Origin of the sequence: Roseobacter sp. TSBP12, assembly GCF_009129705.1 — a bacterium.
Classification (GTDB): Bacteria; Pseudomonadota; Alphaproteobacteria; order Rhodobacterales; family Rhodobacteraceae; genus Celeribacter; species Celeribacter baekdonensis_A.
This window is the reverse complement of the sequence record NZ_PYIB01000002.1, coordinates 1-18,016: the sequence shown is the minus strand read 5'-3', so window position 1 is coordinate 18,016 and position 18,016 is coordinate 1. Positions and strand designations below refer to the sequence as shown.

General features: G+C 57.4%; 19 protein-coding genes and 2 pseudogenes. 5 read left to right on the top strand and 16 right to left on the bottom strand.

The annotated features are described in order from the left end of the window. Window position 1: 1 nt before the first annotated feature. Entirely contained in the window at window positions 2–544 is a 543-nt protein-coding gene (gene phnN / locus C8029_RS00655) for a phosphonate metabolism protein/1,5-bisphosphokinase (PRPP-forming) PhnN (protein ID WP_152002025.1), read from the top strand. Here the strand turns inward: phnN and C8029_RS00650 are convergent. Further along, entirely contained in the window at window positions 526–1,209 is a 684-nt protein-coding gene (locus C8029_RS00650; protein ID WP_152002024.1) for a DUF1045 domain-containing protein, read from the bottom strand. The genes phnN and C8029_RS00650 overlap by 19 nt on opposite strands. 95 nt (window positions 1,210–1,304) lie before the next feature. Between C8029_RS00650 and C8029_RS00645 the strand changes: the two genes are divergently transcribed. The 4 genes and pseudogenes from C8029_RS00645 to C8029_RS00630 form a co-directional block, all read left to right on the top strand. Continuing rightward, a complete protein-coding gene (locus C8029_RS00645) occupies window positions 1,305–2,450 on the top strand; it encodes an alpha-D-ribose 1-methylphosphonate 5-triphosphate diphosphatase (protein WP_009572256.1) in 1,146 nt (381 codons plus the stop codon). A gap of 493 nt (window positions 2,451–2,943) precedes the next feature. Beyond that, entirely contained in the window at window positions 2,944–3,573 is a 630-nt protein-coding gene (locus C8029_RS00640; protein WP_157789809.1) for a C40 family peptidase, read from the top strand. 48 nt (window positions 3,574–3,621) lie between these two features. Further along, the gene (bla, locus tag C8029_RS00635) at window positions 3,622–4,485 is read left to right on the top strand and encodes a class A beta-lactamase (RefSeq protein WP_152002022.1); all 864 of its coding nucleotides are present in this window, start codon (window positions 3,622–3,624) and stop codon (window positions 4,483–4,485) included. Between the two features lie 39 nt (window positions 4,486–4,524). Then, a pseudogene (locus C8029_RS00630) lies at window positions 4,525–4,837 on the top strand (transposase); the annotation flags it as partial. A 453-nt stretch (window positions 4,838–5,290) separates the two neighbouring features. On the opposite strand, the gene C8029_RS00625 reads toward C8029_RS00630, so the two are convergent. The 15 genes and pseudogenes from C8029_RS00625 to C8029_RS00560 all read right to left on the bottom strand — a co-directional run bounded on the left by C8029_RS00625 (window position 5,291) and on the right by C8029_RS00560 (window position 17,798). Beyond that, a complete protein-coding gene (locus C8029_RS00625; RefSeq protein WP_152002021.1) occupies window positions 5,291–5,695 on the bottom strand; it encodes a hypothetical protein in 405 nt (134 codons plus the stop codon). A 123-nt stretch (window positions 5,696–5,818) separates the two neighbouring features. Further along, on the bottom strand, window positions 5,819–6,175 hold the full coding sequence (locus C8029_RS00620) for an AAA family ATPase (protein WP_226946200.1): 357 nt from the start codon (window positions 6,173–6,175) through the stop codon (window positions 5,819–5,821). Next, on the bottom strand, window positions 6,118–6,573 hold the full coding sequence (locus C8029_RS00615; RefSeq protein WP_009572262.1) for a Phosphoesterase or phosphohydrolase-like protein: 456 nt from the start codon (window positions 6,571–6,573) through the stop codon (window positions 6,118–6,120). The genes C8029_RS00620 and C8029_RS00615 overlap by 58 nt, the downstream gene beginning before the upstream one ends. A 608-nt stretch (window positions 6,574–7,181) precedes the next feature. Beyond that, window positions 7,182–8,993: a TniQ family protein gene (locus C8029_RS00610; protein ID WP_009572263.1), complete on the bottom strand. Its 1,812-nt coding sequence runs from the start codon at window positions 8,991–8,993 to the stop codon at window positions 7,182–7,184. Window positions 8,994–9,001: 8 nt separating this feature from the next. Next, the gene (locus tag C8029_RS00605) at window positions 9,002–9,955 is read right to left on the bottom strand and encodes a TniB family NTP-binding protein (protein WP_009572264.1); all 954 of its coding nucleotides are present in this window, start codon (window positions 9,953–9,955) and stop codon (window positions 9,002–9,004) included. Continuing rightward, window positions 9,952–12,105: a TnsB C-terminal domain-containing protein gene (locus C8029_RS00600; protein ID WP_009572265.1), complete on the bottom strand. Its 2,154-nt coding sequence runs from the start codon at window positions 12,103–12,105 to the stop codon at window positions 9,952–9,954. Before C8029_RS00600 ends, C8029_RS00605 begins: the two co-directional genes overlap by 4 nt. Continuing rightward, entirely contained in the window at window positions 12,102–12,905 is an 804-nt protein-coding gene (locus C8029_RS00595) for a hypothetical protein (protein WP_009572266.1), read from the bottom strand. Before C8029_RS00595 ends, C8029_RS00600 begins: the two co-directional genes overlap by 4 nt. 183 nt (window positions 12,906–13,088) lie before the next feature. After that, window positions 13,089–13,325 (bottom strand): helix-turn-helix domain-containing protein, encoded by a 237-nt coding sequence (locus C8029_RS22870; protein ID WP_009572267.1) that lies wholly within the window; start codon window positions 13,323–13,325, stop codon window positions 13,089–13,091. Window positions 13,326–13,697: 372 nt separating this feature from the next. Continuing rightward, a complete protein-coding gene (locus C8029_RS00585; protein ID WP_009572268.1) occupies window positions 13,698–13,985 on the bottom strand; it encodes a HigA family addiction module antitoxin in 288 nt (95 codons plus the stop codon). Window positions 13,986–14,002: 17 nt separating this feature from the next. Beyond that, window positions 14,003–14,266, bottom strand: a complete 264-nt coding sequence (locus C8029_RS00580) for a type II toxin-antitoxin system RelE/ParE family toxin (protein WP_152002020.1) — start codon at window positions 14,264–14,266, stop codon at window positions 14,003–14,005. A 44-nt stretch (window positions 14,267–14,310) separates the two neighbouring features. Next, on the bottom strand, window positions 14,311–15,141 hold the full coding sequence (locus C8029_RS00575; protein WP_152002019.1) for a protein NO VEIN domain-containing protein: 831 nt from the start codon (window positions 15,139–15,141) through the stop codon (window positions 14,311–14,313). 175 nt (window positions 15,142–15,316) lie between these two features. Further along, a complete protein-coding gene (locus tag C8029_RS00570) occupies window positions 15,317–15,502 on the bottom strand; it encodes a hypothetical protein (protein WP_009572271.1) in 186 nt (61 codons plus the stop codon). Between the two features lie 461 nt (window positions 15,503–15,963). Continuing rightward, window positions 15,964–16,887: a hypothetical protein gene (locus C8029_RS00565; RefSeq protein WP_226946204.1), complete on the bottom strand. Its 924-nt coding sequence runs from the start codon at window positions 16,885–16,887 to the stop codon at window positions 15,964–15,966. A gap of 117 nt (window positions 16,888–17,004) precedes the next feature. Next, window positions 17,005–17,073, bottom strand: a pseudogene (locus tag C8029_RS22865) (SEC-C metal-binding domain-containing protein); the annotation flags it as partial. 260 nt (window positions 17,074–17,333) lie between these two features. Then, on the bottom strand, window positions 17,334–17,798 hold the full coding sequence (locus C8029_RS00560; RefSeq protein WP_152002018.1) for a VOC family protein: 465 nt from the start codon (window positions 17,796–17,798) through the stop codon (window positions 17,334–17,336). Window positions 17,799–18,016 lie beyond the last annotated feature (218 nt).

Sequence of the window (18,016 nt, the reverse complement as noted above, 5' to 3'; positions counted from 1 at the left end):
GATGGTCGGTCGCCTTCATGCCGTGGTCGGGCCCTCTGGGGCGGGCAAAGACACGTTGATTGACGCGGCGCGCGCGGTGCGGCGCGATCTGGCAGTGGCACGTCGGGTGATCACCCGGCCTAGTGCCGCAGGCGGCGAGGATTTCGAAGGTGTCAGCGTCGAGGAATTTGACCGTCGCTTAGAGGCCGGAGAGTTCGCGCTGCATTGGGAGGCGCATGGGTTGAAATACGGCGTTCCGATCGAGATTGAGACGGCGCTCAATGAAGGCCGCGACGTGCTGTTCAACGGCTCGCGCGCGATCTTGCCCGAGGCCTATGCGCTTTATCCCAACATGGGTGTTTTGCTGATCACCGCATCTCCCGAGGTGCTGGCCGACCGTTTGGCGTCACGCGGGCGAGAAACCCGCGCTGAGATTGAAAAACGGCTGGCCCGCGCCGAATATGATATTGCGCCGGGCTTGCCCGTGCGCCGCGTCAACAATGATGGCGCCCTCGACGAGGCGGTCGCGGCCTTTCTTGCCGCCCTTCAGCCCGAAAGAGTGTAACGGTGGACCAGATGAAACCGACCATCATCTGCCTCGCCAAACAAGCACAGGTCACGGATGACAAAGGGCGTGGGCAGCAGCGGGGCAAGGATCGGGGCGAGGGCGTCCTTGGTGGCGACGGCCTCCTCTTTGGTCAATTTGCCGGACAGGGTGAGGTGGAATTTGAACTCCTCCATCACATAGGGATAGCCCCACTTGGCCAACAAGGCCTCTTGCCGGGGCGTCAGGCCCGCCGCGCGGCGGCGCGCCAATTCGGCCTCGCCAGCGGGCGCGCGGTGGGCATCCAAGGCGCTCACGACTTCCCCCGCCAGACGTTCCAAAGGTGCGAGATCGCCCGTGGGGGTCAGAGCCAGAAACCGACCTATTTGGCTCAGACGCAGCCCATCCAAAACGACCGGTGCTTGGGTGCGGCCATAGGCTTCGAGATCGGCAATGAGCGCCTCCAGTGGCCCAGAGAGGCGAAATGGCGGCTTCAACGTGCCGTGAAACCCGTATTTGCGCGGGGCCTCGGTGATCTGTGCCACGGGGCAAGGCAGGCCGGGCAGATCCGGGTGTGCAACGACCACACCCAAAACCGGGTCCCAGCCCAACCAAGCCGCGGCGAAATCCGCCAAGGCCCCCGGTTCGGGGGCGTAATAGATCGCGTATCTTTTAAACTTTTCCATGTCAAAATCCCCCATGGCGCAGTCCTTAGCCCTCTTGTGTCACACCTCTGTGACATTGATCGGGCAAACCCTGCGTCTCTCAACAGGACGACACGATGACTGATTTTACGCTGACCAATGCCCGAATTGTACTTGAGACCGAGGTTATCCAAGGCACTCTACGCGTGGAAGGGGGCAAAATCGCCGATGTGAGCACGGGCGGCAGTTCTGTACCCGGCGCCGTTGATGTGGCAGGGGATTTGATCATTCCGGGGCTGATCGAGTTGCATACCGACAACCTAGAACGCCACATCGAACCGCGTCCCAAAGTCGATTGGCCGCATAAGGCGGCGATCATCGCCCATGACGCCGAACTGGCCTCGGTTGGTATCACCACGGTGTTTGATGCAATGCGGGTGGGCTCCATCATTCGGGCCGGGGATGCGGGGGGCTATGCCAAATACGCACGCTCCCTGTCACGTGAACTGATGATGCTGCGCAATCAGAACGCTTTGAAAATCAGCCACTTCCTGCATCTACGTGCCGAGGTGTGTTCGGAAACGCTTGAGGCGGAAATGGCCGAGTTCGGCCCCGAGGATCGCATCGGTCTTGTGTCTTTGATGGACCACACACCGGGGCAACGGCAGTTTCGCGACATTTCCAAACTCAAAGACTATGTGCAGAAAAAACGCGGCATGTCCGATACGCAATTCGAAGAGCATGTCAGCCATCTTTTGGAGCTGCGCGACACCTATGGCGCGCGTCACGAAGAGGTCGCCGTGGCCGAGGCAAACCGATACGGTGCGGTTTTGGCCTCGCATGACGACACCACAGCGGATCATGTTGAGGTGTCGCGCCAGCATGGCGTGCGGGTGGCAGAATTTCCGACCACGGTGGAGGCCGCACAGGCCTGTAAATTGCACGGTATCGCGGTGATGATGGGCGCGCCGAACCTCATTCGCGGCGGCTCGCATTCCGGCAATGTCGCCGCCCATGATCTGGCCGAGCGCGGGCTGTTGGATGTGGTGTCCTCGGACTATGTGCCCTCGGCGCTGATGTCCTCGGCCATTCTTTTGGCGGATCTGTGGGACGACATCCCGCGCGCGATTGCCACCGTGACAACGAATCCGGCAAATGCCGTGGGTCTGATGGATCGTGGCCGCATCGCGGAGGGGCTTCACGCCGATCTGGTCCGTATCGCGCGGATCGAAGGCACCCCGGTCATTCGCGGCGTCTGGTCGCATGGGCGTCAGGTGGGGTAACATCGCCCCGGGTCTGGGGCGTGACCAAATATGCCACCTGAAAGGAATGTTTAGCAGGGCATGTGGCAATCCCCGCAGCGTTTGCGCCCGGATTTTCTCTTATGGACTTGTCACGTTTATCTGTCGCCCCAAGTGCTCGTTTAAGCCACCTTCCGTTCGAAAGCGACGGGGCCTTTCCAGCCCAATGCTGAGTGCCGTCAGCGCGGATTGTAGAAGCCGTTGATGTATTCAAAGATGGTGATCTCGGCCGGTCTGCGGCTGCGCAAATGCCCGCTTATCCGATTCCGGCGACTGGCAGCGGCGTCGCATTGTTTCTAAGGTGTGTCTCAACACGAACGGGACGGGTAGATCACCGGATAATGAGATGAACGGAACGGTGGCGCTGAGAGGCAAGAAGAAGATGTGGATGCTGAGGCAGGTGTCAAACGACCTTGGGACAGGTGGCGTTCGAATCATCTCGGGCGTAGCTTGTCTGCTCCAATGCGTTTTTGCTTTGCAAGCACATGCCGGTGAATGGGATGAAGCCGCCTGGGATTGGCGCGCCGGTGACCTCATTTTCCGATCCGGTATCGACCCGATGGATGATCTCATTGCTCAGGCTTCTGAGGCTGAATTCGGATCGGTGGCGATTGTTCGGGCAGGGAGCGGCGGGCCGCATGTCGTCTATGTCGATCCGCTGCGCGGTGTGACTGAAACGATGCTGGACGACTTCATCGCGGACCTCGGAGAAGAGAACTATGCCGCCTATCGCGTCAAGGACATGGCCGATTGGGGCCAAGGCGACAGCCCGATTTCTTACAACGCGCTTCTCGTGGCTTATGGCCATGATGCAGATCGTTTTCGTCTCCTTGGGGGTGATGCGTATTATGGCGCAGAGATGGTATTTTTGGCGGCTCTTGGCGCAGGTGTCGCGCTTGGCGCTTCTACAAAACGTGCCGAACTCGCGAAGAACAGTCCGGATCTCAAGGAGGCTTTTTTGGCCGATTGGCAGGAAAACCCCTACTGCACCTATGTCACCACCCGAAAGGAATGCTGGAGCGCCATTCGCGGGACCGCGGTCTTGACATCTGGGGCGATCCAGAGTGATCCGGGGCTCGAAAAAGTCTACCCCTTGCCTGATTAGGGCCTGATTAGGTCCTCGTTCCGACAGTCGCCTAGATGGAGATCCCCCTTGAGACGCAGAGAATTCGTATTGGGAACCGCCGCATTGTCATTTTCGGGCAGCCATGCAACGGCAAGGCCGGACGCCGACAGCTATATGGACCGCATGGAACGTGAGTTGTCCGCGCGCATTGGAGTCTATGTCAAAAACCTCGGGACAGGGCAGGCCTATCAGCGTCGCGCAGGTGAACGTTTTGCGATGTGCTCAACATTCAAAGCCTCCTTGGCTGCCCTGTGTCTTTGGCGGTCGGACCATGGGGAACTTGATCTGAACGAAGCTCTGGCTTTCAACGGCATGAGTTTTCTGCCGACATCCCCCGTCACCAAAGACCACGCCAGTGCTGGCAAGATGGACATTCGATCCCTGTGCAAAGCGGCGGTTGAATTCAGTGACAATACGGCGGCAAATCTGTTGCTTGCGCGCGTCGGCGGCCCCAAGGCGGTGACCGCATTTTTCCGCGAAATGGGCGATGACATAAGCCGGTTGGATCGTATTGAACTGGCGCTCAACTCTAACATTCCCGGGGACGAGCGGGACACCACGACGCCTCTGGCCATGGCCCACAACCTCCAACAGATGACAATGCCCTCAGGCGTCCTGTCCGTTGCTTCCACCGACCTTCTCACCAAATGGATGCGCAATGAACAAAACGCGAAAAATCGGATACGCGCCGCTGTATCGAGCGACTGGGTGGTCGCCAACAAGCCAGGGACAACACCGAATGGTGCCGCGAATGACATAGCCGCGCTTTGGTCTCCGGGAGGTGACGCGCTTGTCATGGCCATCTACATCGACACTGAAAAAGGCAACACGCGCGCCGCTGTCGCCGCCATACGCGATATTTCCGCATCAGCACTAGGCATGGTGTCGTGACAGCCAGAGCCGACCACTCAGCTTGTTGTCACCGCCTGACAGGTGAGCGACGATATCGGTGCGAGGGCTTGGCTGGGCAGTTAGCCGAATGTGGAGTGGTTGCTCGGGGGCCGGGGCTATGACGCCGACTGGTTCAGAGAAGCATGGGAAGACAAAGGGATACGGGCCAGCATTCCCGGACCTACAGCGCCAGACCACCGTAAAATACGACAAACACCGGTACTAACACCGCAACCGGATCGAAATCATGTTCGGCAGGCTCAAGGATTGGCGGTGCATGACTCCCCGATGCGACAGATGCCCAGAGATCTTCCTCTCCGCCGTCGCGGCAATCGCTCTTTACTGGCTTTGAAACTCAATGCGTCCAGAGCCGAGTTAAAGCTAAGCAGATGGCCCGTATCAACCTTTCCGCAACGAGATCGAAAACATCCGTGTTTTCATTCATAAAAATGGCTACCAAGCCTACTCGTGGAAGAATGGAGAGAGTGTTTTGGTTTTTTAGGATCGGTCCCGTCCCGCATGGGGCCCGCGCTTTCGTCTGGCGCACTCAGCGTAGGTATGGCTGAGCCGACGCGATCCGATGCCGTCCTGGCAACAGGACCCAAGCCAGCGCCACCGCGAGGATGGGCAGGGCTCCGATCGCGAGGATGGTCCAGCCTTGGGAGGTGACGATGGCGCCCGAGGCAAAAACACAGATCGTTGATGCCAAGGAGATCCGCGTATCGTTCACACCCTGTATGACCGGTCTTTCATCGACCGAGACGGCGCTGGTCAGCAGGGTCGTGGTGCCGATGAAACCGAGATTTCAACCAACTCCCAGCAGGCTCAGCGCCCCATAGAAGTGATTTTGGCTGATCCCACTTGCTGCGGTCAGGGCCGAGGCGATCGGCAGGGCCAACCCGGCGACCATCACAGATCTGGTACCGAACCGTTTGATGACAAAGCCCGTTGCGAAGCTGGGCGCGAACATCGCGACCACGTGCCAGCGCACGACATCCCCCGCCAAAGCCTCTCCATAGTCGCAGCCGATCATGGCAAGGGGCGTCGGGGTCATCAGCAATACCATGATGCCTGGCGAGACAGCGCCCACGCAGACGGCGATCAGGACCGGGCCGCGTTTCAGGATGGCAAAGATCGCCGCGCGGGTCGGGCGGGTGCGCCTGCCGTTTTGCACGGCTCGGGGGATGTGGACGAAGGCGAGGGGCACCATCGCAGCATGATCAAAGCACGCTGGACGGCAGTTCAGGGCCGGGAGCTTCAGGCAGTAGGAAGCCGGAGGGACCGCGCGGCTTGTCCGCTTCAGCGGTTGCGCCGCGGCATCTGGAGTTGACGGTCAAATAACCAGTTGCTTGCAGACAAAGTCGGCGCGTGATCCGATGTCGGCGTACGGCAGCTCTGTGATTTCGTATCCGAGGGCAGTGTAGGTCTCCCGCATGACAGCACAGGTCGCTTCGGCCTCGGCGCGGGTCTGCTTGCGCTCGGTGTCCTGTGTGAAGATCTCGTCCCAGAACGGGGCCAAAAAGACGCGGGCGTTGTAGCGGGCAGTCTTGGCTACTGCGGCGACGTGGGACGACACGAGGAGGCCGCTAAGCGTCAGGTAGCCCATGATATCAGGAATGCCCCGGTCGAAGATTACGGGGCCTGAGAGGGACTGTGCGGCGCTGTAGGCGCGCAGGTCCAACTCCAGCATCCGTTCGGCATAGGGCCATAGGGCACCTCTCCTTGCGCCGTTCCAAGTGATCTCGGATAGTGGTAGAGGACAAGGCTCTGATTGCCGTCCTGGATCTCGGCCATATACTCTGTGCTGGCCCAAGGGAGCGAGATTACTGCTTCGTCGTCGTGGTTGCCGATGATCAGATGCTTGCGGCCGGGCAGGCTGTGAAACCAGTTCTCGAACTGTGCCGTATCATCAGCGCGACCGAAGGCGAAATCACCCAAAATCCAGAGGTCATCATCATGCGCGACGCAGGCCTGGAAGTTGGCAATCAGCGCCGCGTTCATCTCCGCGGTTGAGGCGAAGGGGCGCCTGCAGAAGTCGATGATGCGGTGGTGGCCGAAGTGCAGGTCGGCCGAATACCAGTTGGCCATACCTGTGCCCTCCGTGTTCGTCAGACCTCAGTTTAGGGACGACATCATAAGGGGGCAAATGTCTGTCAGTTCAGAAGGATTCTGGACGGTGAGACGTTTGGAAAATTAGCAGATGCCAGTCTTGCCCGGGCAAGATGCCAAGTAGAACCGGATAAGTTCCAATCTTTGGCGAACATCACACAAGGTGTTGTGATGTCCGGTCAAAATTGGAATCTGACACATTCTCAAGTGATTGATCCAGAATGTTTTTCTATCTTGGGTTCACAACCAAGTTGGGATTTTGTCCGGGGAAGAGTGGAATCTCAACGGCGTCGCGCTGAAAAGTCAATGAAACGGCCACTCAGATCGCAGTCTTGCCCGTACGATGATGCCCCGCTGAACGCATTGACCGACAGCGCGCCCATTTCGGTATCGCCAGAGAACATCGAGTACGCGGGCAGAGCGCCTCCCTTCTTGGCACCCAGAATGCGTTCGCCCTGCCGCGCAAGCGACAGGGCGAAATTTAATCTTACAGTTAAGATGGTTAAGGCGTTTCCCCTTCTCGACCACTCGGTCGTAGGGCTAGCTATCTCTTGCGGTCCGGATGATGTCGGAGAGCATATCTGAAATCAGAGCGCCAAGATCGTTTCACGCACATACACTCGCGCGTCACCACCTGAAATTGCCGAGCCAAGCCCCGCGGCCTTGATCCGCATCATCATTGCCATCGGCGATACACCGAGGTGTTGGGCGGCTGTCTTCGGCGTTTGAAACTTCTCGAGGAATGCCTCGAGTTCGTCATAAGTGACGAGTTCGGCGGCGGCTCGTAGTCCGTTGCGACGTCGCCGCTCCGATGGGAGTAATCCAGCAGAAACAACTTGTCGAATTTCGCGGCTGCTTAGCGCCAGGCGTTGCCGCACCTCCTCCAACGTCATGTCGGAACGCTCTTGGCGACGTATCGCGGCGAGCAGCTCTTTATGGCTAATTCGGAGCCCCGACAGCCCGATCGCAGTTCGGTCAATATAGGAACCGGGCAGCTCACCCGCCTCGAGAAAGCGAAGGATTTGCCCCGCCGGACACCGCAAGACGAATGTGGCATGCGAAAGGCTGATCATGTCGTGGCGGACACCATGGCAGGACTGAAATGTCGCCTGAGCTTCCATTCCCTTGAGAAGATCATCCAGCACATCAATACTGAAACGCGGCTTCTTGAATGCCTTTGTCGCAATGCACGTGACCACCCTTTCTGACACAAGACCGTCGAACATGGTGATCCCGATGCCCAGAAATTTTGCGCTCTGCTCCGCCCCGAGGCTCGTCGCCAGTGTTGTTATATGCGCGGTGCATGCCCTGAGACGTGATCTGACATTGAAACCGTCGGGAATTCGCCCATCCGGTAAAAAGCCGTCGAGGATCAACGCACGCCCTACCCACTTTCTGGAGCGGTCGGTTGTCTCTGCAAGCTTCTTTATGCAGGCATCCACCTGCACTTGGGACGGGGCATAATGATGTCTGGACAACAGGCAGTAGTCGCCTTGATCCTTGATAAGGCCCAGCATGATGTCCCGAAACGCTTGCCGCTCGTCCCGCATTGAGGCCTGAAGCGCCCAGCCGTGGAACCAGGTCTTACTGAGCCTTGTCGAATGACGTCCGAGCGCTTGGTCGACCTCATCTAGCAGTTTCCCGTGGCCCACACGGGTGATCGAGAAGCCCAGCTCAGTGAGCTCGCGCCGCTTTGCAGGTGGAGACGCATTGGGTCGTAAGGTGCCTTCGGCGATAAAGGCGCCCAACCCCAGGCACCATCGCTCCAAGGTGTCGATCTGGATATCACCCAACCAGTCGATCATCAGCGTGTCAGCTTCAAGTCTCAGAAGAGCCGCGCGTTCGAAGTCCGACAGCGCTTGCCGTTGTACCCGTTCCTCCAATCGATGCAACCATCCCCCCGACAGTTCGGCGCGCAGGACATGATCATAGCAGGTCGTGTAATCTGCGTAAGGCAGCTCAATCAGCGCTGTTTCGTGGTGGCTGCAACAGGGCATGAAACGTGGCAGCCATTGCCATCGGATCGCACAGCCGTCCGCTTGGCTACCCGTCGACGACAGATCCTCCAGCCAGCAGTTGGGGCAAATGGACAGATCGTGTTTGCGGATGGACCGGGTCAGAAAACGCTGCCCATGCAGGTCAGTGTATTTCTCACTGACCTTGCGTGGACTGTGTAAGATCAGGTCTGAGCCAGACGAGCCGGTGAGCGCTGCCAGGGCTTTGAGATGCTGCGGGTCACCTGCACAGATAGCCGCTTTGCCAAGTCCCATTGCCGTGCAAAACTCGGCGGTAGACCGCGAAGCATTTGCCGAAGCGTTTCGGGACAAGGTCGAGAATGCCGGCTCGCCCACCGTGGCAGCCAAGGCGATGGGGAGCGCAGAGATCGCTTGAGTTTCCATGTGCAAAGCTACTCCCCCCACCTGTCCAGGTTGACATCTGCGGGTATGCTGACGAAGTCCTCAGCGATGAACGGGTTCATCTCTGGAAGGCAGTCGAACCTTTGCGCGTGGGTTGATCGAAAATGTTCAATCTCCAGCACCTTGTCGCCTGCGACCAGTGCCGCTTTCAGGGCCAAGATGCAGATTTCACACAATTCGCCGAACGCGTAATAGGATGCGTGAAGCAGCCTCTCGGCGAAATCTCGTGTCTTCACGGTCTTGCTAAGTTCCAGGCCCACTCCCTGACAGTAGCACGCTAGAATTTTGATTGCGCGCGATGCGTCCACGCCGGGATCAAGGTCGGTCATATGCACGACGCTGTACCGGCGCTTGAACTGCTGGTCTGAGTTGAGGATCTCCGCGAAATCCGGGGTGCCGATCAGGATGGGGACGACCTGCCCTTTCTGGGGCTGTACCAGTGACTTGAGGGCGTCCCGCATGGACTGGCGGTCTCTGGCCCCGGCGGCACGAACATGCTGGATTTCGTCCAAGACCAGAACTCGAGTTTCCAATCTCTCGATGTAGGCGGCGACATACTGCCATATGTCCTCTGCGGAATCTCGGGCCTTCGGCGTCCAGCCATACTCCAACGAAATCAGCATGCGGAGCTTGCGGAGGGTCACATCGTCCCGAAGCGGAACGAACACGTGACCGCGCGGAGAATGCCCTACGGCCGTCCGTTGCAGACCGAGCGTTTCAAGAGCGCGCAGAACGCTCTTGGTCTTCCCGGTGCCGCTGCGCCCAAGAACGACGACACCCCGAGCGTCGGCGGGGTGTCCAAGTTCTCTTGCGGCCATAAACTCCCGAAGCGAGTTTTCTATCTGACGCGCAATGCGTTGCGCGTCAGCGTGGTCGATGAAAATGTCGCGGCGCAGTGCCTGAACTCTGCGATCAACGTCGCTCGGTCGGAGGGCGAGAGTCATAGATCCTCTCCTTCCTGCCACCAGTCGGTATCTTCCTCAGGGTCATCGAGATCGACTTCTTCATCGTCTGATGTGGAAGGTGCGTCGCCCGGTAGCGCTCCGCCTTGGCCAGCGTCAGGGTCGCCGATGACGTAGCCGATCCCGTCGTCAGCCAAATCGAGCGCGTCCAGTTCCGGTATTTCATTCTCGACGACAGACAGGCCGAGGTAGAGTTCCTTTTCCAGGCGCGCGATATCCTCCGCAGTTGCCTGTTGAGGTAGCACGCCCATGATCCGCATGGCTTCATTCGCGCGCGACCGCATCGCCTGAAGCGCATCCCATATGGTATCGGCGGCAAGGGCCGCTTGCCCAACGTAACGGCGTCGCAGAATTCGTCCGACGGCAATCCATTCGTCGAGTTTCACCCCGTGGAAATTCTCGACGCTGCACTCGACCTCGAGCCATTCTCTCCCGGTCCACACACTGATCATTCCTATGTCATTTGGCTCCAGGTGAAGCGTAACTTTCGTATTCTCCGGCCGACGTCTGAGTTTCTGCAGTTCGCGGGAGTTATAGGCCACGCCGAGCACGGTGATGCCTTTTGACGTTACCTTTCGCTCCAGAGATATCCCGAACGCCCTCCGTCGCATGGATCGGGGCAACTGTGGCGGAAGTCCAACTGTGCCGCTGAGACGCTCCAATGCCTTCGCAGGGGTCTCTCTGAAGAGGCCGGCATTGGGCGTGTTGTGGTAGACGTCGACAACATACCGAATGAAGATCAGGGCCAATTGGTCGTCCGTCAGGACGGCCGTTTCCTCCGTCGGATAATCGCCGCGTTCCTTGGGGTTTGCGAAGGTTTGTCCAGGCAGATAGGGCATCACCCTGTATGTGAAAGTCAAAAATGGGCGCTCGATCGTCCCGCGAAACTGTGGCTCTCCCACGGTGGGATAGGAGTAGGCGGCACATGTCTCATTGACCGCTCGAGTGGTCGCGCCTGCGCGGAAAGCAGATCCGGTGTCGCTTTCGACGCCTTCAAATGGAAATCCGTGCCAAATGGACTCCGCGCCTGCGGCAGCTGCCAAATCCGACTTGTCTCGTGTAGACATTTCCAGCGCTCGAATGGCTGACGCTGAATTTTGTGATGACGCAACGAGCAAACCCACGATGTATCTGGTCGCGACGTCCAGGACGACGTAAAGCCATCGACGCCCGCGTGGCAACCGGTCGATCGTCTTCTGATCGAGCCCCTCTCTGATAGGCCCATTCATAATAATCGTACGCGCATCAATCTCCCACTCGTCCACTTGGAATGTCTGACCAGGACGGGTTGCCCGATTGGTCTTGCCAACACCCAAGTAGCGGCGCTTTGCGATCGCGCTGCCCTCACGACCAGCGTCGACCTCCAAGCGATCAAAACGCTTCAGCCATTCCCACAGCGCGGTCTTTCCACGTGTTTGTAACAGCGGAAGCATGGCGGCCTCTCGTCGCTCGTTTTCGCGACGCAGCGCGTTGATCGTGTTATCAACGACTTCACGGCCTGTATGGCGCTGGTTCAGGAGAAACTCTCTGAGTTGCTGTTGGATGAAAAGGTAGCTGTCTTGGTTGATATCGAGCTTGGATGCCCTTCCGCGCTTATCGATAAGCGCATCCATACGGCCACCGGCTTTTTTGACAGCGCGGTACCACCGCAAGATGCTTGCCGGGGATGCGTCGAAGCCAAAGCTGTTGCCGTTTGAGCTGAAGTACTTAGCCCCGTAGATCTCATGGAATGTCTTCCACTCCTCTGCGGCATAGGCTTTGATGTGAGGGTAATGTTGTCCGACGTCATCGGGTCGAAGGGTCAGTCCACCTTCCGAATACCTCCTTGTCAGACCACAGACGAAAAACCACCGGTTACAGACAAGAGTTTGGTTCGTCCGCGATAAAGCAGAGAGGCAGATGTGGGGCTGAGGTCGAGACTTCGCTTCTTCGACGCTTTGGGGGAGCTTTTCGTAATTCCAGTCTGGTCGCTTCATGATGTCTTGCAGGGTGGCCCAAGAAAGCCTCTCGACCGCGGCCGATCCGTCATCTCGTCGGAAGAACGCGTGCTGGTCGTCGGCATCCTGGAAGAAATATGGGATCGAATTGATGTAGTAGCGTGTGACCCTGTCGAAATTCATTCGGATTGTCATTGCGGCCTCCGAACGATCGAGTGGAGGTTGATGCTTCCGCTGCTCACCAAGCCCAAGCGCCGTTCAAAGATGGCCCGGTACACAGCACGGAAACCCCGAGAGCCGGTGCGACTGAGGATAATCAGATCAGCAATGGTCAGCTCCCCCTCGAGTTTTGCCACCGTCTCTTCGAGGCGAGCATCAGCTTCAGTATCCGGGCACAGAGCGAACCGCAGATAGGTCGCCGCATTCATGGCTGCTGTACGTGAAAAGCACTGCTCTGTGACCAAGCGGACTTCATCCACCAAGCCCGGCACCACGGCACGCCTAATCTGTTCCAGCTCGGCTAGAAAGCGACCGGATGCCAGGCGAGACGTTGGTTTCACAGCCACCGCAACTCTGCGTCCGGTCTTGTGGGTGATCAGCAGGTCGAAATAATGTGTGCCCTTGGTTCCATCCGGCTTGCGAAACTTCACCGGACCGAATTGCTCTTGGACTTGGCGAACTCTCGGATCGACCAGCGTGACCACCAAGTTGCCGTGTTCAATTCCACTGTCCATGCCATAGATACGTGGCAAGCCGGTCTCAAGGTCGGGATACACGGCGAAGATTCTGCATGAAGATCGCGACCTTGGATTGATCCGACGCTGACCGCGGTAAGCGAGCACGGGGTAATCTTCGCGAATGACTTCCCCCATTAGATCATCGGGAAACGCTTTTGTGGCGCCGTAGGCCCTGCGGAAGGCTTCAGGCATCCCGGATAGGTCGCGACCGACCGGCGTGACCGGGGCGTTTAGACTGCGTTCGATTGGCATATTCATGGCAAAGCATCCCTGTTTCCGGGCCAGTGGGCACCGGATTGCGAGGACACGCAGGAGCAAGCCGCTCACGCATGCCTGTTGACTTTTCGCTGCTGTGGTGGGATGAAAGAGGTGCTTAAACCTTCAAGGGCTCTGCATGCTTCGCGCTGCGGAGCCTTTGTTCTTTCATCAGGGTCGGTTTCGCTAGGTCATTGAGACAGCTCCTTCTGGTTGGGCAAGGAGCGAAGCCAGTTCCTCGGGGTCCTCGCCAAGTAGGCGTGCGATTTCTGTTATGACCGGGACGCTCTTCCGGTGACCGCCAATGACCAAGCTGATCGTCGAAGGATTGCGCCCAAGACGGGACGCAAGTTCTTTGATCGAAAGGCCTGCCTCTATCCGCAGACGACATTTGATGATCTCGGCTGTGCCGCGAAATTTCATGTACGAACCTTGGGCAATTTTTGTTGACGGATACCCGAATCATGTGGGTTCGCGATTCGCAAGTCAACAACCATCCGCATCCATGAAAACTCAACCGTGTCAATATAGTTCAGAGTTATTTTGACAATTAACATGTGCGCGCGATTCCAGTTGCACTGACTATCTGCACTTCTGTAATCGATGGAAAACTAGGCGTATCCCGTGGATCGGCACGAGGAAAAGACACGTTGGTACGACCTGATAACGACCGATCAACGTTGTTATCGCCTGATTTACCTTCGATCACGCGAGGCATGGGTCCAAAACTGCGATGTTCATCGCTTCAGCCAACGCCAGATGGCCGAAGCCGCGGTGACTGGATCAACTTCTGAATCAGGAGAGCAGCGGCTCGATCCCACTCACGTCCACCTGCCTAGCCGCAGTGCGCATATCGAAATTGGTCTGCATGTTCATCCAATATTCCGGCGTCGTTTTGAACACACTTGCCAGCAGCAGCGCGGTATCGGGCGTCATGCTGGTTGAGCCCTTCACCAGCCGCTCGATGCGCGTCCGGGGAACATAAAGGCGGTGAGCCAGCGCGATCGCGCCCATCTCAAGCGGATCTAGGTACAGTTCTTTCAGGACTTCACCTGAGTGCATCGGGTCTTGAAGCGGGCTCATGATGTCTCATTTCAGCGTCAATCGACGATCTTGACTTCGGCGGGGCCATTCTGCGTCCAGACGAAGCAGATGCGCCACTGCCCGTTGATCCCCACCGAGTGCCGACCGGCGCGATTTCCCTTCAGTTGCTCAAGGTTGTTATCTGGCGGAAAACGCAGGTCTTCCACCGCAACATCTGGGTCCAGCACCGAAAGCATCGCCCCCTGCGCCTCAAGAGGTCCGCCGGGAAATCCTTGCCGTACTTGCCTTGCAGCACGTTTGCCTTCGGTGCTCTGGATCATGTCCGCAATGTATCATTATGTGATACATGTGCGCGATGACTGTGTCATTGGAAGCTTGCCTGGAAATTAGTGGCGGTGAGGGTGACATGAGCGTCGAGCGGAGGCCGTAGTTCGAAGGCCTGAGGGGCGCGAGCGAACTCGTAAAGTCTGAACAGATACCAGTCATCCCGGCGTTCGTTCGCAACCTCCAGTTCGTTACGTGAGATGTGGAACGGTGTCCGCTCCCAACCGTTTGTCGTCTTCACCTCGATGAGGCGTTCGCGACCTTCGATTGTGAAACTGGCGATGTCATAGCATGCGCCGTCGCCGTCCTCCTTGGAGACCCAACGCACACGCCGAGCTAAGGCGTCCTGGCCGTGTTGCCGCAAGGTCTGACGTTCGTGATGAAAAACTCGTTCCTCACCCGCATGACCGAGAGCCCGATTGCGCTCGTCCCGCCCCGCGACATCGAAACGCCGCGCCACCCTTTGCATTTGCTCCAGCTCTTCTGGGGGCGGTGTATTCCGCAAGGTAGGTGCTGTTCCGACGTAGAGCGCCGGAGGCTCAGCCATTGTGGAAGCGTCTTTGCGGTGAAGCGCGAGCTCCCATTCTGGATGACGCGCCAGCCAGCGAGATGCGGCCTCTGCAAGAGACATCTGGAAATTGAACCGCGGTCGATAGCCTTTGATGATGGGAAGCCCTAATCCGACACAGGCCGCAGAGACGTTGCAGAGTTTGAACTCGATGGAGCCACGGCTCCGTCCTGTCTGATCTTGCAACGCCCGGTTCTGCGCAGCTTTGTTATAGCTGCGCACGGAGAGCTCATCGCTGAGCATCCCGAAATAAGACGCAACGACCGCGTCGTTCTCTGTGTCGGACCAATCACCTGAATTCATTTGGTCAGGTTATGTTGGCCAGGAGGGATTGTCATTGGTCTTAAGATGGGCAGCTATGAGCAGGGAGGCCCGGAACCTGTTCAGACAAGCAGAACCACCTCTGAAGCAGATCGAAAAATTACACGAACCCGCCCCTCTCAAAGTAGGTGAACGGCGATCGGGTCAGAATGCCGAGTCAATCCCCATCCTCGCATGGACGAAGCCAGTCCAAGGTGCCGCTTGACTTGCAGCGGCGAACGTTCACCACTCTCAGGACCGCCTGTTCAAACTGATGCTCGTCACCTGCTTCAAACGCGTGACGGATCAGATCAAACTGCTTGTCCAAACAGTTTCCCAAATCATAATCTGAGACATCATTCATTTTAGAGCTCCTCTTGCAGCCGTCAGTGAGATTTCCTCTTCATGGCACATTTGACCAATTCCTACTTCGTCAGGATCGCTCCAATCAAGGCTCAGACCCTTATTCGTGACGATCATATAGCAACAAGAATCGAGTAAAGTTTTTTTGCCATCATGGCCTTCTGCGAACTTCCCGCCAATCGAAACGATTCGCTGCGGGTCGCTCGACCTGCAGCAACGCGCAGAATACGCCCTTTGCAAAGCCGCGGTGGCAGCGCCCGCCGGAGCGACGCCACCGGCCCAGAGCCGACCTTCAACTCTGGATCAGCATGCCGCAGCGCAGCCTGTCAAAGCCGCCGTTCGCCGCGCTCGCAAATCAGAACGGGGTCGCAAGGTCTGCTGTGCGGACGAAGCTGACTTTGGCTGCGGTTACTCCAATGACCGCAAATAGCAAAGCCGCTAAGGCGAAACGCCATGTCGTGGTCAAACTCGAAACGATCTCGCTGACGCAGGCAGTTGAAAATCTACATCCAATTGAACAGGCATTGATGGGGCGCTGCCCATAGGATCGAGACCGTCGGCTGCAAGCTGGTTGAGCCGCTCTCTCTGTTTATAATCCAAAGCTTGGAACCAGTCGGGATTGAAAAAGACGTTCTCCACATGCTTCATTACAAACTGAAGGCACGCTAAAGCTCGTTGATCATCCGGCAGCGCCAAAAGCTGATCTGCGATGACCTGCCCGGGCGCGCCCTCAATATTTCGCCAAGAAACACAAATCGTAGCGCTGGAGTCACCAGCAAACGAAGAAACGAAAATCTGTTCAAGAAGTTCGTCCGCATACCCTTTCTGAAGCTCTACGCCATGGAGGTCGGTAAAGGGCGACCAAGCGCCTGCAAACATGAATGGTAAAGGTGCCGCAAATTCAAAGACAACCGAACTAATTGTATCGAGACGGTCATCCACCAGTGCAGTGGTCAACGCATCATGCGTAGCCTTTAGTTCGCGTCGCGCAGCTTCATTCCCGATGTTAATCTCGTCCAATATCTGTTGAAGCATGAATTGCTCGAAAGGTTTCAAACCCTTGTCGGCCTCCCGCAACGTTTCTCGCAAGTGCGCTCCAGCATCCTTCCCATAGAGTTCTCTGCTCATTGTGCGATAGGCCACAGCAAGGCACTGATCGGGTCGTCCCGCAAACATCTCATTCTCGATACAGGAGAAAAGCTCTCGGTCATGCTTGCTGCAAAAGCCGTGGAACACTGACGCATCTTTGATGCCGATCTTCTTCACAGATAGCTTTCCGCCGTTCTTTTTCATGTCCGATATGCTCGCAACATAGTGCAGCACGTGGCCATCTTTTGCGATCTTGGTCAGGTTCGGTCCGCGCGAGACAGTATGAGCTTTGATCACGCTGCCATCACAATCACCTAAACCTACGTCGCGCGCACAGCACTTCTTTTGGGAAAAGGCTTTTCGGTTTACATTCACAGCGTCCCAGGGATTTCCCTTCGGCTGAGCATCTCGGCCGAGATGGCACTTTTTGAACTTCTTGCCAGAGCCGCACCAGCACGGGGCATTTCGCTCTCTACCCTTCATGGCTTGAATTTCAGGTAAACTAAGGGTCTGATTTCATTCATAATGTGCACTCTAAGAGTTGTCTTCTTCTTTAGCGAATAACCCATCTGATCAGATTGAGGCCGCTCATGCAACGCGCAGCATCGGTCACTATGGGCTCGAACCGGACTTTCGCCGCAGGCAGCAGCAAGGTCCGGTGAGCGGATAAAGTGCGCTTTCGCCGCAATGACGGCGAATGGCTGCTTTTTTTGGCGAAGGTTCACAAACGTTCCGAACTTTTCTTATTCTATGTGCCACTCGTGGGATGCAGCAACCAGCTCGACGGTATTGCCGTCCGGGTCGCGTGTGAACAACCCGCGCCAGCCGGTCCAAGCAAAGTCTTCGAACCGCGCGTCGTAGCCTTCTTGCCGAAGCCATGCTGAGGCGTCTTCCTGCTCGTCCCAGGACAGGCTTAACGCAAGATGGTGCAGCGAAGATTGGCGTCCAACGGAAAGGGGGTCATCCTCGGCATCCTCGGCATCCTCGGCATCCTCGGCATCCTCGGCAAAGAGCGCTAGTACCGCAATATGACCTCCAAAGCTCTCGCCGAAGCGATAGAATGCGATCCCATCACGATGTCCGCCCCGATCGCTGGGTCGAAGGCGGGGAAGGCCCAACACGTGTCCGTAAAATTCCTGCATCGCCTCGAAGTTGCGACACCGGATAGCAATCTCGCCCAAAGCACGAAGTTGGAAGGGCCGATCCATAATGCCGCACAGACCTTTCGTTTTCCAGGGGATGCCAGAGAGCCAATAAGAACTCTATAGAATCTCTCGAGCGAAAACCATGAAAACCGAGAGCGGTCATCTACACATCGTGGAACGTCCAACAGAGAGGGCTCGTTCCCGACCTTCGCTGCGCCGCAGGGCCAAGCGCCTGGTCGCCCCTCGCGCGGTGTCGCTGCCGGCCCTTTGCGGATGAGGTG